This window comes from Roseateles microcysteis (genome assembly GCF_036880965.1).
Taxonomy (GTDB): domain Bacteria; phylum Pseudomonadota; class Gammaproteobacteria; order Burkholderiales; family Burkholderiaceae_C; genus JAUASW01.
In genome coordinates this window covers 415,771-428,130 of sequence record NZ_JBAJMV010000007.1, presented here as the reverse complement: position 1 = coordinate 428,130, position 12,360 = coordinate 415,771, and the positions used below count along the sequence as shown (strand labels likewise).

At 67.0% G+C, this 12,360-nt stretch carries 13 protein-coding genes; 2 read left to right on the top strand and 11 right to left on the bottom strand.

Annotation, left to right across the window (positions count from 1 at the left end):
* Nucleotides 1–38: 38 nt before the first annotated feature.
* The 4 genes from V3596_RS20585 to V3596_RS20570 form a co-directional block, all read right to left on the bottom strand.
* The gene (locus V3596_RS20585) at nt 39–812 is read right to left on the bottom strand and encodes a Crp/Fnr family transcriptional regulator (protein ID WP_334279708.1); all 774 of its coding nucleotides are present in this window, start codon (nt 810–812) and stop codon (nt 39–41) included.
* Between the two features lie 157 nt (nt 813–969).
* Nucleotides 970–1,362, bottom strand: a complete 393-nt coding sequence (locus V3596_RS20580) for a SirB2 family protein (protein WP_334279707.1) — start codon at nt 1,360–1,362, stop codon at nt 970–972.
* 4 nt (nt 1,363–1,366) lie between these two features.
* On the bottom strand, nt 1,367–2,554 hold the full coding sequence (locus tag V3596_RS20575; protein ID WP_334279706.1) for an NnrS family protein: 1,188 nt from the start codon (nt 2,552–2,554) through the stop codon (nt 1,367–1,369).
* A gap of 87 nt (nt 2,555–2,641) precedes the next feature.
* A complete protein-coding gene (locus V3596_RS20570; protein WP_334279705.1) occupies nt 2,642–3,106 on the bottom strand; it encodes an Rrf2 family transcriptional regulator in 465 nt (154 codons plus the stop codon).
* A gap of 292 nt (nt 3,107–3,398) precedes the next feature.
* On the opposite strand from V3596_RS20570, the gene V3596_RS20565 reads away from it, so the two are divergent.
* Nucleotides 3,399–4,040, top strand: coding sequence for an MBL fold metallo-hydrolase (locus tag V3596_RS20565; protein WP_334279704.1), 642 nt, complete (start codon nt 3,399–3,401; stop codon nt 4,038–4,040).
* Between the two features lie 18 nt (nt 4,041–4,058).
* On the opposite strand, the gene V3596_RS20560 is transcribed toward V3596_RS20565, so the two are convergent.
* Nucleotides 4,059–4,985 carry a M48 family metalloprotease gene (locus V3596_RS20560; protein WP_334279703.1) on the bottom strand — a complete coding sequence of 309 codons (927 nt, stop codon included), beginning with the start codon at nt 4,983–4,985 and terminating at the stop codon, nt 4,059–4,061.
* Between the two features lie 55 nt (nt 4,986–5,040).
* Here V3596_RS20560 and V3596_RS20555 point away from each other — a divergent pair, with 55 nt between their 5' ends.
* Nucleotides 5,041–5,535, top strand: a complete 495-nt coding sequence (locus tag V3596_RS20555) for a flavin reductase family protein (protein WP_334279702.1) — start codon at nt 5,041–5,043, stop codon at nt 5,533–5,535.
* A 4-nt stretch (nt 5,536–5,539) separates the two neighbouring features.
* On the opposite strand, the gene V3596_RS20550 is transcribed toward V3596_RS20555, so the two are convergent.
* From V3596_RS20550 to V3596_RS20525, 6 genes are all read right to left on the bottom strand, one after another.
* Nucleotides 5,540–6,349, bottom strand: a complete 810-nt coding sequence (locus V3596_RS20550; protein WP_334279701.1) for a ParB N-terminal domain-containing protein — start codon at nt 6,347–6,349, stop codon at nt 5,540–5,542.
* 285 nt (nt 6,350–6,634) lie between these two features.
* The gene (locus V3596_RS20545; RefSeq protein ID WP_334279700.1) at nt 6,635–7,507 is read right to left on the bottom strand and encodes a hypothetical protein; all 873 of its coding nucleotides are present in this window, start codon (nt 7,505–7,507) and stop codon (nt 6,635–6,637) included.
* 98 nt (nt 7,508–7,605) lie between these two features.
* On the bottom strand, nt 7,606–9,522 hold the full coding sequence (locus V3596_RS20540; RefSeq protein ID WP_334279699.1) for a potassium transporter Kup: 1,917 nt from the start codon (nt 9,520–9,522) through the stop codon (nt 7,606–7,608).
* A gap of 56 nt (nt 9,523–9,578) precedes the next feature.
* Complete coding sequence (locus V3596_RS20535; RefSeq protein ID WP_334279698.1) at nt 9,579–11,213, bottom strand: serine hydrolase domain-containing protein; 1,635 nt, start codon at nt 11,211–11,213, stop codon at nt 9,579–9,581.
* A 19-nt stretch (nt 11,214–11,232) separates the two neighbouring features.
* Complete coding sequence (locus V3596_RS20530; protein WP_334279697.1) at nt 11,233–11,799, bottom strand: hypothetical protein; 567 nt, start codon at nt 11,797–11,799, stop codon at nt 11,233–11,235.
* Complete coding sequence (locus V3596_RS20525) at nt 11,796–12,323, bottom strand: RNA polymerase sigma factor (RefSeq protein WP_334279696.1); 528 nt, start codon at nt 12,321–12,323, stop codon at nt 11,796–11,798. The genes V3596_RS20530 and V3596_RS20525 overlap by 4 nt, the downstream gene beginning before the upstream one ends.
* Nucleotides 12,324–12,360 lie beyond the last annotated feature (37 nt).

The window sequence follows — 12,360 nt, the reverse complement described above, 5'->3', positions numbered from 1 at the left end:
GTCAGCTGGCTTGCCTGCTGCGAGCGTGTCACCCCTCATCACGAGAGCGATTCCATGTTGCGAGCGGTCTCCCGCAGCCGCTGCTCATCGAGGATGTCGATGCGGTAGCCTCGTGTGGCGATGCAGCCCAGCGTCCGGAGCCGCGCCAGGCTGCGCGACAGCGTTTCTGGCGAGGTGCTCAGCTCGGAGGCCAGCAGGTTCTTGCGCTGCGCCAGCACGACATGCGGGCCTTCGGGCGACGGCGAGGCGGAGCTGAGGATCCAGCCGGCCAGGCGGCCGAGCACGTCCTTGCTGGCGAGATCGCGTTTGGCCTGGGTCTCGTGCTTCACGCGCTCGGCCATGCTGGCCAGGATCAACCGGTACAGCCGCGGATGCTGCGTGCAGACATCTTCCACCCGCGTCGCGGGAAACTCGTAGACGACTGAGTCGGTCGCCGCCACGGCCGACTCCAGGTAGGGCCCACGCAGCCAGGCACTGCACACATCCAGCCAGGCTCCGGAGCGCACGGTGCGCGTCTGATGCCAGGTTTGCTGCTCGTCCCAGTAGCCGATGGAGGCCTGGCCATGCGCCAGCAGCCATGCCGCGCCCGCATGCCTGTTCAGGCGCAGGATGGGCACCTTGGCCGCAAAGCTGTGGCGCGCTGCAATCTGCGCGAGCGCATCGAGCTCCTCGTCCTCGATGAAGGCCGGCGCGAAGGCCCGCTTGAGCGCCTCTCTCACCGAGTCGGGGCCGGCGCGTTCCGGCGCCGGCAGATTGAAGTCGTGCGAGCGAGCGAATGGATTGCCAGAGGCTGAAGCCGTGTGTTGAGTCATGAGAGTTCCCCTATTGCCGGTTCAACTCTCGCGGATTGCCGGGCGCATGGGATTGCCCCACATCAACCAAGCAAATCACTCAACTTTGATGGCCGTCAGCGAATCTGCAGATTCGGGCGGGGCCACGCAACCTGCCCGCTCGGCCAGGCGCGCTCGGCTAAGCAAGGGCGCCGAAGAAGCCCAGCGGGCTCTTGCTGAGTGCCACCGAGACAATCCAGCCCGCGCTCAACAGGGCCGCCAGCCAGGCCAGCAGTCGCACGGAGCGCGGCCTGCCCGGCCGCAGTGCCACGACACCCAGGCCGATGTAGACCAGCAGCCCGATGATCTTGGCCAGCAGCCAGGGCGCGGTCTCGGGTGAGGCCTTGATCATCGAGGCCAACACCAGCGCCGAGAGCAGCAGCACCGAATCCACGATGTGCGGAATCGTTCGCGCCGGCGGCTGGTTCACCCAGCCAGCGCCCATGAGCGATGCGGCGCCGCGCACGAAGAAGCCGGTCAGCGAGAGCGCGACTGCACCTTGGTGGATGAGCTTGACGCTGAAGTAGTCCATGGGCTTATCCCGGGCGCCCGTCGAGGCGGGGGCGCGAGAGCACTGGCCAGTAGCGGATCGCATAGAGCCCGAAGCCTGCTGACCAGAGCACGGCCGAGCCCTGCACTGCGGTCATCAGCAGCGAGGGCTGGATGAGCGGCACCGTGACGCGCACCAGGGCTGCCAGGGCCACGAGCACATAGCTGGCCGTGTCGTACCTGTCCGCGAGCAGCGGTCGCGCCGTATGCCCGCGCGCGGTGCGGGTCATCATGCCGATGATCAGCCCGCCCACGGCGCCCACCGTCAGCGCATGGGTGGCCAGCGTTGGCGCCACGTGGCCGAGCAGGCCCAGCGCGCGCAGCAACAGGTGGATCGGAATCCACAGATAGGCCAGGTGCAGCACCCAGACCAGCGGCGTCTTCAGCGTCTTCCAGGGCCGCCACTGCAGCCAGCGCCAGAGCTGGGCCGCGCTGGCCAGCGCGGCGATCACGGCGAGAGTCAGGCTGTTCAAGCCAATGACATCAGCGGCAAGCAGGGCCAGGGTGAGGCCCAGTGCGGCGCGCTCGGTGCCCACATGCCTGGTCGCGCCGGCGCCCGGAATGCCGTTGTTGGTGAACATCGGGATCACGCGGCCGCCCATCACCGCCATGATGAAGAGCACCACGTCCAGCGCAACCTGGATGCCCAGCAACGGGCCTTGCTGCGTCAGCTGCATCTGCGAGAAGTGGACCACGCCGGCCGCCACAGCGATCAACAGCAGCAGGCCCACGAAGAAGTAGTTGCGGCGATTGCCCGAGCGGTAGAAAGGCAGGGCCAGGCAGGCCGCGGCCGCGAGCGGGAAGGCGATATTGCAGGCAGCGGCCAGCCCCGCGTAGGGCGTCAGCACCAAGACGCGGGCCGCCAGCCACAGCGCCGCGAGCGCGGCCAGGGATGTGCCGGTCGGTGTCGGCAGGTTCGACCAGTTCTTGCCCGCGGTGAACAGGAAGCCGACGATGACCGCGAGCGTGAAGCCGAACACCATCTCATGCGCATGCCAGATCGGGCCGGCCAGATAGGCATGTGGCAGCAGGCCCGAGAACTGCAAGGTCCAGAGCGGAATCGACAAGGCGGCGAAGGCGCTGGCCAGCAGGTAGAACGGCCGGAAGCCGAGCTCGAAAAGCGCGAAGCGGCGTTGCACCTGCACGCGCGGTTCATGGATTTGTATCAAGGGCATGGCGATCAGGTCTTTGTTATGGAGGCGTGCACGCGCCGCCATGTGTGGGCGGGGCCTCCGGGCCGGCATACGGATAGCTGGCGGCGCTCATCTGGGCGTCCCCGCCTGCTTCGCCAGTGTCTGGAAATGCAGGACGTTTGCCAGTCGGGTCTTGTTGCGCGTGATGTCGGCCAAGGTGTAGCCGTCGAGCGCAGCGTAGAAGGCGTTGACTGCTTCGGCCAGCACGCCTTTGAGCTGGCAGCAGGCGACGATGGCGCAATTGCTCTGCGCATCCGAAAAGCACTCGGCTGGCATTGCTGCGCCTTCGGTGTCGCGCACCACGCGGCCAATGCAGATCTCGCCAGCCGGCATCGCCAGCAGCATGCCGCCGCCCTTGCCGCGCAGCGTCGAGATCCAACCGCTCCTAGCCAGGAAGTGCACGACCTTGGTCAGGTGATGTTCTGACACTTCGAAGGCCGCCGCGATTTCCGAGATCGTGGCCCGGCGATCAGGATCAGCGGCCAGGAACATCAGCACGCGCAGGCTGTAGTCGGTGAATGCGGTGAGCTTCATGATGCTGACGGGGGCACAGGGCCCCATCCATTCTTTCTCGATCAGGTCTTGCCGGTGGCGTTGCGTGAGGCTGGCCGCCAGACAGATAGATCTGCCCTCCGAGACCACCGAACGACAGGACGGAGAAGAGGTCGAGCAGAGGCCACAGCCTGCAGTCGCACTTCATGGCTTGCTACTGAGGCAATGAAGGTGCATTTGCAATGCATCTATTGTAAAAGCAGGATGTCCTTCTGCTTTGATTCGAATCAAAGAGCTTGAGGGCAAGGCGGGGGCTTGCGGGGACAATCACGCCATGGCCCTGCAATACAAGACCCTGCCCGTCACCGCCTTCCAGCAGAACTGCTCCGTCGTCTGGTGCGATGAAACGCTGGACGCGGCGGTGATCGACCCTGGTGGCGAGCTGCCGAAGTTGCTGGACTTCGTTGCGCGCCAGGGGCTCACATTGAAGGCGATCTGGCTGACCCATGCGCACATCGACCATGCCGGCGGCACCGGCGAGCTCGCGCGCACGAAAGGCCTGCCCATCATCGGCCCGCATCCCGGCGACCAGTTCTGGATCGACGGCCTGGCGCAGCAGAGCGCGATGTTCGGCTTCCCGGCGGTCGAGCCGTTCAAGCCCACGCAGTGGCTGGCTGACGGCGACCAGGTGCAGATCGGCCAGCAGACCTTGAACGTGCGCCATTGCCCCGGCCACACGCCGGGCCATGTGGTCTTTCATTCCGAGAGCGCCGGGCGTGCCTTCGTCGGCGACGTGCTGTTTGCCGGCGGCGTGGGCCGCAGCGACTTCCCGGGCGGCGACCATGCCACGCTGATCCGCTCGATCACCGAGCGGCTCTGGCCCATGGGGGACGCGACGGTCTTCATTCCCGGCCATGGCCCGGAGAGCAGCTTCGGTACCGAGCGGCGGACCAACCCCTATGTGCGCGGCACCTGAGCCGCGCCTGGCTCGGCGTCAGCGCAGCGGTCCGGCCACCTCGAAGCGCTGCGGCGGCTTGGCCGAGCGCTCATAGAGCCCTTGCACCTTGGGCAGGCTCAGCTGGATTTCCTTGATCCGCGTCTTGCTCGATGGATGGGTCGAGAGAAACTGCGGCGGCGCGCCCTTGGCGGCCTGGGTCATCTTCTCCCACAGGCTGACGCCCGCAGCGGGGTCGTAGCCGGAACGCGCGGCCAGCTCCATGCCCACCAGGTCGGCCTCGCTCTCGTCACTTCGGCTGTAGGTCAGGGTCAGGAGATTGGCGCCGACCTGCATCGCAGCATCGCCCAGATTGCCCAGCCCCAGCAGGTTTGACAACAGATTGGCGCCTACTCTTGTGCCGGTGGTCTTGGCCATGCGTTCGCGTGCATGTTCGCGCAGGGCGTGGGCGATCTCATGGCCCATGATGGTGGCCACCTCATCGTCGCTCAGCTTGAGCTTTTCGAGGATGCCGTAATAGAAGGCGATCTTGCCGCCCGGCATGCAGAAGGCATTGAGCTGCGGGCTCACCACCAGGTTGACTTCCCATTTCCACTGCTGGGCCCGATCGTTCCAGGGCAGCGCAAAGGGAATCATGCGTGCGGCAATGCTGCGCAGTCGGCGGGTCTGCGGATGGTCCGGGGGCAGCAAGGCGCGCTTGCCAGCCTCCTGGCCCATCATCTGCTGGTACTGCTGGGCCGCGCCCTGCTCGACCTGCGCAGCCGGTATCAGGTCGACAGCCCAGCTCTTCTTGCCCACGTCCACGCCCTCGCGGGCCCAGGCAGGCAGCACCGCCGCGGCGAGCAGCCCGCCCGTGAAGAGCCGCCGCCCGCGAGCGCGACAGTTGCAGTGGCCAAAGCCGTGAACGGGTGTTCCCGCCGCGGAGGCATTGGCGTCGGGATCGAAGGGGAGAAGGTCGTCAAACATGCGCCCATTCTGCGATACAAAGCCCGGGCATTGCCGAGGCCCGACAATAGTCACCATGCAGCCGTCGCCTGTTCCCGATGCCGTCAAGTTCCGTGCCGCCCTGGGCATGTTCGCCACCGGCGTCACCATCATCACCGCCCGGGCCGCCGACGGCAGCCTGGTGGGCCTGACCGCCAACTCCTTCAACTCGGTGTCGCTGTCGCCGCCGCTGGTGCTCTGGAGCCTGGCGAAGCAGGCCGGCTCGATGCCGGTGTTCAGCCGCGGCTCGCATTACGCGATCAACATCCTGGCGGCCGACCAGAAGGACCTGGCCCAACGTTTCGCCACCCGCGACATCGACCGTTTCGCCGGTTTGAAGTTTCGCGACGGCGCCGGTGGCGCACCGGTGCTGGACGGCGTGGCCGCCTGGTTTGAATGCGCCAACCGCAGCCAGTACGAGGAGGGCGACCACGTGATCTTCGTCGGCGAGGTCGAGCATTGCGGCCGCCGCGAAGGCACGCAGCCGCTGATCTTCCACGGTGGCCGCTACTACACCGAACTGCCGATCTGAACGCCTAGAACGCCGGCGCGCCCTGCAAGGCGTCCAACTCCAGCTTCAGACGCGCGTTCTCGGCCTCCAGCTCGGCCACGCGCTGGCGCAGGACCTGCAGTTCATCCGCGGCTGCCACCGCTTCGGTTGGCGCCTCTTCAGCCGGCTCAACCTTGATCGTCACCCGCTTCTTGGTTTCGCGCACCCGCTTGGCGGCCTGTTTGAGCTCGTCCTTGCCGCCGGCAACGGCCGCCTGCTGCTCCTCGGCGGGCAGCGAGGCCACGACGGCGGCGGCGGCCAGCGAGATCTGGCCGGTCTTGACCGCCTCGACCAGCTCGGGCGCCGCCTGCTTCTGGATCTTCTCGATCTGCAGCACCTGCGAGCTGCTCAGGCGCGCGGCCTTGGCAATCGCCTCGCGGGTGTTCAGGGGCGCGGGAGGTGGCAGCGCGGGCTCGCCCGCTGGTTCAGGCAGATCCGATTCCGGTGCGTCGCCCGAGAGCAGTGCAGCACGGCGGGCGGCGATGATTTCCTTCTTGCGCAAGGCAAGCACGCCGCGCTGGAAGTCGGAGACGCTGCGGCGGCCCAGGTGCTGGTCGATCATCCACAGGTGCACGTCTTCCATCGAGCGGAAGCGCGTGTTCTGCACCGTGTTGAAGGGCAGACCATGCTTCTGGCAGATGCCATAGCGGTTGTGACCGTCCACCAGCACCTCGCCCCACAGCACCAGCGCGTCGCGGCAGCCCTCGGTCAGGAGGCTGCGTTCCAGCGCCTCGTGTTCCTCGGGGGTCAGCGGCTCGATATAGGCCTTCAGCTCTTCGTTGACAACAATATTCATGGGCATCCCGGTGCGAGGGCCGGGACTATAGCTGGCCCGCTCGTCCTCGTTCATGCCCTGGCCGTCGTCGCTGCAGATGAACTGCAGCTGCTTTTTCGTCCAGCGCCCGGCATTCCACCGTCAAGAGGCCCTGCTCACGTCGCCAGCAGCGTCAGGCGGCGCAGCCAGCCACGTCGGTTCACTCGCAAGCCCTTCAGGCCCAAGAAACACCGCCCTTTTGACCGCACCCTTTTCGCACAGGTGCTTCGCCCTCGTCCACGGATCTGCGGTGAAGTCTGAGCGAGCCTAGGGCTGGCCGAGCGTGATCCAGTGGGCGACGGAAGCGTTGAAAAAACCCGATTCGGCATAGGCGCGGCGCAGCACACCCAGCCGGCGCAAGCGCTCGAGACCGAGATCGAGCCGCGCCTTCAGTGCAGCCGCATCGGGGTGCCGGGCCGACAGCAGGTAGTGGCGGCTGCCCCGCAAGGCGACCTTGATGCCGGGTATGGGCAGCAGGGAGTAGTCGCCGACGCGCAGCGACAGGTCGGGCGTGGCCTGGAAAGGCGCGAGCAGGAAGTCCGCCCGGTCGTTGGCCAGCATGCGCGGCATCAGCTCCCAGTTACCGGCATGTTGCACATCGCGAATGCCCAGCTGCTTGAGCGTCTGCCAATCGACCTGCCAGTCGCGGTTGCAGAGGGCGCGAAGTTCCTGCACATCGGCGAGCTTGCGCGCCGCCATCGCACGCCTGTTGCTGGCCACGGTGTAGAGGCCGGCTTCGAACTCGCCGTCCTCCAGCACCGCGCGGCTGAACAGCAGCTCGTCGCTTTCGGCCGGGAAGTCGCCGCGCCAGTAGGAGGTGCCACTGCTGGCGGCATGGCCAGCCCTGATCTCTCTTTGCAGGCGCGCCGAGGTCGGAGCCGACTGCAGCACCAGCCCGGCGTCCTGGCCGCCGGCGGCCAGCGCCTGATGCAACAGCACCACCTCGATCACATCGCGGCGCGAGTGCGGGCCGCCGAACTCACGCAGCGATTCGGCACGCCGCCCGTCAAGAAAAAGTCGGTAGTCGCGCAGCACGTCCTCGGGCATCACCACGGTGAGGCGGCCCTCGGCCATGGCCAGGGCGCATGTGCCGCTGCCGGTCAAGACCAGCAGTTGGCGGCGGGAGAGCTTTGCGAGCACAGGGGTTCAGGGCAGTGTGCCGAAGTCGGCACGGAGTCTGCCCATGCTAACCGAGGCCAATGAGCGAGGCCCGGGCACGACGCTCAGGGGAGCGATGCCTAGATCTGCACCCGTGTACCCAGCTCCACCACGGCGTTGTCCGGCAGGCAGAAGAACTCGGCCACGCCGCCGGCATTGCGGCTCATGGTTGCAAACAGGCGCTCGCGCCAGCCCGCCATGCCGGCGCCCTGCGTGGGCACGACCGTCTCGCGGCTCAGGAAGTAGCTGGTCTCGAAGGCCGGCACCCGCAGCCCCTTGGCTTCGCACAGGGCCAGGGCCCTGGGCACATCGGGTCGGTCCATGAAGCCGAAATGCAGGGTCACGCGCCAGAACGATGGCGCCAGGGCCTGGACCTGGACCCGCTCCTGTTCGCTCACCCAGGGGCAGTCCTCGAACTGCACGGTCAGGATGACATTGGTCTCGTGCAGCACCTGGTTGTGCTTGAGGTTGTGCAGAAGCGCCTGTGGCACGGTGTCCGGGTTGGCCACGGCATAGACCGCCGTGCGCAGGGCCTTGTTGACACTGTCGCCTTCCGCCATGTTCAGGGCCAGGTTCTCCACAAAGGGCTGCAGCGCCAGGCCTTCGGCGCGGATGCTGCCCATCAGCAGCTCGCGGCCGCGCGCCCAGGTGCTCATGCCAATGAAGAGCAGGAGACCCAGGGCCAGGGGGAACCAGCCGCCATCGAAAAACTTGATCGCGCAACCGGCCACCAGCAGCAGGTCGACTGCGAGGAAGAACAGCGTGGCGGGGATGGCCACCCAGCGCGGCAGGCGCCAGCCTTCGCTCACCACCACATAGGTCAGGATGGTGGTGATCAGCATCGTCAGGGTGACGGCAATGCCATAGGCACCCGCCAAGGCCGAGCTGCTGCCGAAGAGCAGCACCGCCGCCAGCACGCCCACCAGCAAGGCCCAGTTGACCGCCGGCACATAGATCTGGCCGGCCTCGCTCGCCGAGGTGGCACGCACCTCCATGCGCGGCAGGAAGCCCAGCTGGATGGCCTGCTTGGTCATCGAATACGCACCCGAGATCACCGCCTGCGAGGCGATCACTGCGGCCAGCGCGGCCAGCACCACCATGGGCAGGACCAGCGATTCGGGAAACAAGCGGTAGAAGGGGTTTTCTATGGCTGCCGGGTCGCCGATCAGGAGCGCGCCCTGGCCAAGGTAGTTCAGGGCCAGCGCCGGGAAGACAAGGAAAGTCCAGGCCAGGCGGATCGGCTTCGCGCCGAAATGCCCCATGTCGGCATAGAGCGCCTCGGCGCCAGTCAGCGCCAGCACGATGGCGCCGAGCGCCGCAAACAGCTTCCAGCCGCGTTCGCTCAGGAACTCCCAGGCATGAAGCGGGTTCAGGGCCGCCAGCACCTCGGGCTGCTGCTGGATGTGCACGAGGCCTACCAGGCCCAGCACGCCGAACCAGAGCACGATCACCGGCCCGAAGACCTTGCCCACGGCTGCCGTGCCGAATCGCTGCACCACGAAAAGGCCCGCGAGAATGCCTATCGAGATGGGCAGCACAAAGGGCTTGAGCGCCGGCGTGACGACCTCCAGGCCTTCGATGGCGCCCATTACCGAGATGGCCGGCGTGATCACGCTGTCGCCGTAGAACAAGGTGGCACCGAACACGCCCAGCAGCAGCAAGAGCTTGCGCAGCCGAGGCTTGCCGGCCACTGCATGCGTGGCCAGTGCCGTGAGTGCCAGGGCACCGCCTTCGCCGCGGTTGTCGGCCCGCAGGATCAGGATCACGTACTTCAGGGTGACGACCAGCATCAGCGCCCAGAAGATCACCGACACCGCGCCGATGATGTTGTGCGCGTTCAGCGCCACGCCGGTGGCCGGCAGGAAGATTTCCTTGACGGTGTAGAGCGGGCTGGTGCCGATGTCGCCATAGACCACGCCGATGGCGCCCAGGGCCAGCGCTGCCAGGCCGCTCTTGGCGGCGCCCGGATGGGCAGGGAGTGAAGATGAATTTGTCATGCCCGCAGCATCGCGCCGCGGGCATCAGGAACGCATAAGTCCCCCCGGGGCTACGCCTACTTCTTCGCGCCGCGCAAGACCTGGCCGCCCTGCTTCAGCACGGCCGCTGCCACCTTGCCAGAGACATCACGCTCGAATTCGACAACGGCGCCCACGGCCTTGATCTCGATGCGGTCAGCACCGGCGACGTCGGCGGCAATCGCCGGCTGGCCTGTGCCCTGCACCATCAGCCGGCCCTCGCGCTCGAAGACCTTGAGACTGAACTGCGGCACGATCTGGAACTCGCCGGCCCAGTCGCGCCAGGCCGGGTTGCTGATGCTAGGCACGGCGGACGCCAGGCCGATGCGCTCGGCCTCCACCATGCCGCCGCCCTGGCGCCAGGAAAAGCGCTCGACCGGCTGGCCCTCAGCGGCCGGCACGGGCACCAGCAGGGCCGAGAATTCAGCTGGGTAGAAGGCGCCGCGGCTGTCATGCAAGAGTTCGAAGGCACCCTGCCCTTGAGCCTGGAACATCAGCTTGCCGTCCTGCGCCCAGATGCGCGTGGGCAAGCCAGCGAGCCTGTAGTCGCCGGCCATGGCCTTGAGCAGGGCGGCCGGCGTAGCGATGGCCAGCCGAGGCGGCTGCACCGGCACTTTCAGGCCCAGCAGCGACAAGCCGATGTCTCCCAGGCCGCCCAGGTCGGCCAATGAGGTATCGGACAGCAGCACCACTGCGCGGTGCGCAGCCGGGTCCAGGGCCACCAGCGAAGAGAAGCCGCCCGTGCCGCCTTCATGCATTAAGAGATCACGGCCCTGGATCTTGCGGTGCATCCAGTTCATCGCGAAGCCATGGGCCAGGGGCTGCTGCGTCTGATGCATCCGGGCCACCAGCGGAGCCGGACCTTCACCCAGTTCGGCGAGGGCAAAGCGCTCCATGTCGGACAGTGTGGCCTTGACCATGCCGACGCCGGCCAGATTGCTGGTGATCGTCCAGGCGGCCGTGGGCTTGCCGCTGGGCAGGTGGCCGCGCGCGGGCCCGGCGGCGAGCGGCTTGGCGATGAAGGCGCTCTCCATCGCCAGAGGCTTGAACAGCTTGTCGCGCAGTGCCGCCTCGAAGTCGCCCCCGTTGCTGCGCGCCACGGCCAGCGAGACCAGCATCATCCCGAAATTCGAGTACTCGCTCTGGCTGCCGATGGGACGCGTCAGCGTGACCTCGCCCAGCGCCGCGAGGACTTGCGCTTCGGTCAGTGCGGCATAGGGACTGCTGGGGTCAGCTATCTGCATGCCCGGTGGCAAGCCTGGCAGGCCGGCGCTGTGGGTCAGGAGATCGCGCACCAGGATCTGGCGCTCGCCCTGGCGCGGCACGCTGGTGCCGGCCGGCAGGTGCTTGGCGATGGGATCGTCCAGCGACCACTGGCCGCGTGCGATCAGGTCGGCCACCAGGAAGGCGGTCATGGTCTTGGTGACCGAGCCGATCTCGAAGGCTGCGTCCATCGCGGGAGCCGGGTCGCTGCGCGTTCCGGCACAGGAGCGGGCGCGCAAGACCTGACCCTTGTCGATCACAGCCGCCACGACGCAGGCGCCTGTGCGGTCGCCTGCGAGTCGGGCCGCCAGCCGCTGCTCCAGGGCAGCCGAGCTGTCTGGCGGGGGCGCTGCTTGCAAGAGCAGCGGCAGGCTGGCGGCGGCGGCCGCAAGAATCTTCAATTTCTTCATGGCATCTCCTCCTTGGGCGTCAGTGCCCGGAACTGCTGAGCGCGTCGAGTTCGTCGATCTGGCGCTGGAAGCGGCGGGCGGCAAAACGGTTGACCACTGCGATCGCAATCATCAGCAAAGCGGCGATCAGGTAGGCCACCGGATGGTGGACATTCAGCTCGGCCTGTCGCCCCCACATGAAGACGACGAAGCCGGGAACAATGGGGCCGATGTACCAGAGCCAGACATCACGAACGGCATCGCGCTGGCGCACCAGCTCGGCGCGGTGGAAGGCCACATGCGAGGCGCCCAGCGCTTCGGGCAGCTCGCGAGAAGAGGCGCGGCGGTGCAACTGCCACATCACGACGATCGTGCCGAGCACCGTGAGCAGCGCGCCCACCTTGGTCACCCAGTAGGGAAAGATCCAGGCGTAGGCGAGGAACACCGGCACCACCAACGTGCCGGCGATGTACTCGCGCCGGTTGCGCTTCCTGATGCGCTGCTGGAAGGCGCTGGCCCTCTGTTGGATCTCGGCCGGTGGCACCGGCTGCATTGGCTGCAGCGGCTGCGACTTCCACAGATCGCTCACCTTGTCTTCGCTGCTCATGGTGCGTTCCTCTTCAAGCCCAGCTGGGTTGCCAGCACGGCCTTGATACGGTGAATCTTGGTCGCGACATTGCGCGCCGACAGTCCGGTGATCTCGGCCATGCCGGCGGCGTCGAGATCCTCCAGATAGAGCAGCATCAGCTCACGGTCCAGCGGTTTCAGGCGGTGCACCAGGGCCAGGATGCGCTGCAGGTCGAGGCGACGCTCGGTCTGACCAGGGTCCTGGCGCTCGTCGGGCAACTGCTCGGCCTCTTCCAGTGCCAGCATCTGCTGCGCCCGGCCGGCGTGCTGCTGCACATGGCGAGCGCCCACGTTGTGCGCCACCCGGTAGACCCAGGTGCGCAAGGAACAGTCGCCGCGAAAGCCGGCCAGGCTCTGCCAGATCGCCAGCTGCAATTCCTGTTGCAGTTCCTGGCGCCTGGCTGGGTCGCGCTCGTAGCCGCCGACAAAGCGGGCCAGCTCGGCCCCATGGCTTTGCAGGGCCTCCCGGTACAGCTGATCTTGTGGGCTTGATGAAGCGCTCATGAATCAGGTAGTGAGGCTGCGGGCCGACTTCTTACAG